1 protein-coding gene and 1 pseudogene are annotated in these 2,076 nt (G+C 53.0%); both read left to right on the forward strand.

What is annotated here, in order from left to right; genetic code table 11:
* Positions 1-224: pseudogene (locus tag TH30_RS21875) on the forward strand (hypothetical protein); the annotation flags it as partial.
* Positions 225-593: 369 nt separating this feature from the next.
* Positions 594-2,076 (forward strand): HAMP domain-containing protein (locus TH30_RS21880; protein WP_114100192.1); only part of this gene is annotated, 1,483 nt, incomplete at its 3' end.

Below are 2,076 nucleotides of genomic sequence, written 5' to 3' on the forward strand. Positions count from 1 at the left end.
CAACCGACGAGATCAGCCGCAATGTTCGCGGAGCTGCTGATCGCACCCGTGCGGTTTCGGCATCGATCACCGAGGTTGCCAATGAAACCGGTCGCACCGGTCAGTTGTCGGGCGAGGTTCTGACAACATCCCGTGCGGCATCTGAAAAGGTCAATGAAATGCGCAACCGCATTGCAACCATTCTTGAGGACCTGCGCCAACAGGCACATGATCGCGCAGCATAGGCGTTGAACGCCCTACCCGACCAGATCAACAAAGGCCCCCCATCCGGCGGGCCTTTTTCTTTTACCGGCAAATTGGGGACGTACTCTTCGCACGATTACGGTACCTATTTGCCTCATTACAAAAACCTATACCGGTGCATAGATCAAAAGGAAAATCCTGCGAATACAACGAATAACGTGCTATCGATTATTCTAATAAATATAAAAGCAAGCCGTGCCTTTCTATTCCCGCAACACCGCCTCCGGGCGATATGCGGGTCTCCCCGAAGTGGCTTGACCAGGAAACAAAGTCCAAGAAACACGCATCTTTTGCGTCGACGCTTTGCCGTGTCGGCTTTTGGCTTTTTGGTCTACGGGGTTACTAGAAATATGGGTTTGAACATAAAGCACGGCGTAAAGCCGTCATCGTCTAACAAGACGAACAAATCAGGGTTCGGCGTTCGTGAAAAGCTTGCTGCTGCTTTCTTTTTAACCGGATTGATTGCCATCCTTGCCGCCGCAGTTGCGGTTTTCTCATTCACAAAATTCGGCACTCAGCTTGGCAAGATTGCCCACGAGCAACTGCCACCCATGTTTGCTGCACAGCAACTGGCTGCGACCAGTTCGAAGATCGTAGCGTCCGCACCGCGCATTGTTGCGGCAACCAGTCCGGAAGAGGAACTTCTGTTCAAGTCCGAGCTTGATGGATTGCTGGCCAATCTGAATGACTATCTCGGGCAACTGGAGCAATCAGGTCTTCCCGAAGACTCCCTGACCCTGATTGAACAGAATGGCAAAGACCTTGCCAACGCCCTTGCAGAACTGCATCAAACCACCATTGACCGGTTTGCAATTGCCAAGGAACTCGCCGCATCGCTCGGCAAGTTTCAGCAATTGACCGGACGGTTCAACTCAATGATCCAGCCGGTTCTGTCTGCTTCCCAGACCCAGCTGACCGGAGTTACCAGTCAGATCAAGGAACTCCGCCTGAGCGGAGCCTTCATGACCGCCGAACAGAATGCATCAACCAAGGGGCTTTTGTTCAAGCTTGATGAAATCATGACATCACGCGCACCGGTTCTTGAGCTTGCAAATCGCGGCGCTGAAATCAGCAATACCATCCTGTCAGCTGCATCTTCAAACGATCCGATGCAGCTCAAACTGATGGGGGTTCAGGTCCGAGGGTCTGTTGGTGTGGTCAATAGTACCGTCGATACCCTTGAGAACGAGAAACTCAAAAAGTTCTACAAGGGTCTGATGGAAGATATCACCGATCTTGCCACCGGAGAGCGCAGCATTCCGACCCTTCGAACAACCGAGCTTGAACTTTCGGCACGGCAAATTGATATTGTCAGTCACAGTGCAGAATATGCATCGGCCATGGAAGACGGCGTGAATGCCCTTGTCGATACGTTGCAAACCGGTGTTGATAATGCGACGGAATCGGCAAACACCCTGACCCAGCAAAGTACGGTCGTGATGTATGCCGTGGGTGCCGCTGCAATCCTGATCCCGCTTCTGATCTATGTGTTTTATGTGCATGGCAGTTTGCTGCGCCGTCTGGCAGGCCTTCAGAAGTCGATGGTTTCCCTCGCCGGTGGCAATCTTGAAGTTGCGATCCCCTCCAGGGGCAGTGACGAGATTTCCGCAATGGGCCGTGCGGTTGACGTGTTCAAGGAAAACGCCATCAAGGTCCGCGACATGCAGGCCGAGGAAGAACGCCTTAACCGTGAACGCAATGAAGCCCTGCGTGACGAGTTGCTCAGCCTTGCCGATACGCTTCAGGGTGAAGTCGAAAGTGCGGTCAACGAGATCGCGGCCCTCGGGGAACAGCTTCAGGGTGTTTCGGGTCAGATGACCCAAAGTGCCGAAC

Origin of the sequence: Thalassospira profundimaris (assembly GCF_003326795.1) — a bacterium.
In the GTDB taxonomy this organism is placed as follows: domain Bacteria; phylum Pseudomonadota; class Alphaproteobacteria; order Rhodospirillales; family Thalassospiraceae; genus Thalassospira; species Thalassospira profundimaris_C.